The 937-nt window shown below is 73.1% G+C and carries 2 protein-coding genes; both read right to left on the bottom strand.

What is annotated here, in order from left to right; genetic code table 11:
- Positions 1-186: a hypothetical protein gene (locus tag AC2W7C_RS18455; protein WP_486002645.1), complete on the bottom strand. Its 186-nt coding sequence runs from the start codon at positions 184-186 to the stop codon at positions 1-3.
- Between the two features lie 84 nt (positions 187-270).
- A partial coding sequence (locus tag AC2W7C_RS18450; RefSeq protein WP_486002644.1) for a DUF1223 domain-containing protein occupies positions 271-937 on the bottom strand: 667 nt, incomplete at its 5' end.

The raw sequence follows: 937 nt of genomic DNA, 5'->3' as shown, positions 1-937 counted from the left end.
TCACGCCCCCAGGCGGCCAGCTCGGGCGGCGGTGAACGGCCTGGGGCCACGCCCCCGCGCTTCGGGCGTGACCACTGGTTCGTGATCGTCCTTGGCCACGGCGGCCGCACCCAGGCCCGCCGCGAGGATCGCGGCCAGCCCGATGCTTCTGATCGCCTGCTTGCCCCTGGCCATGTCTGTGCTCACGCGCGGACGCCCCATCGTCATGGAGCCGATCATGCACTGTCTAGGCGCGCGGGAGAACAGGCATACTGACCGAAGCTGACGGGATCAGCGCGAGGCGTTTACGGCGCCGTTCAGGATGCGGCGGTCGTCGCGAGCCTGGATCAGGACCGCCACCGCCTGGCCGGGCCGGGCCTCGGGCAGGGCGTAGAGGACCGGACGGCCCGTCCAGTCGCCCAGCACCCGCACGGAACGCACCACGTTCATGTGCCGGACGGTCCGGCCGCGGTTGTCGCCGGCCGCGATCTCGACCATCTGCGGGCCGGGCGTGTAGACCACCGCCACCACCTCGGCGCCGCCCCGGGGGGCGCGTCCCGATCCGACCCCGACCCGGTCACCCGTCTCCCGGAACTCGATCTCGGGCGGGAAGACGCGGCGTCCGGCTTCCTGATCGATGGCGTCCTGAAGCGTCTCGCCGTTCGACAGCTGGCGGCGACCGTCGATCACAACCTGGGGCGTCGAGACGTCGCGCACCCGCAGCGGCCGGCGGTACGCGCGCTGACGCTGGGCGAACTCCGGCTTGGCGAAGGTGTCGGGCCAGCCCAGGTAGTCCCAGTAGTCCACCGCATAGGTGAGGGCGATGACGCCGGGCTCGTCGGCGATCGCCTCGACGCGCGCGTTGGCCTCGGGACAGCCGGCGCAGCCCTGGGCGGTGAACAGCTCCACCACCACCGGCTCGGGCGGCGCCTCCCGCCGCGCCACGCGCGACGAGGCC

This window comes from Brevundimonas sp. CURTG3B2_SDJG (genome assembly GCF_057364705.1).
This window is presented reverse-complemented; position numbering and strand designations above follow the sequence as displayed.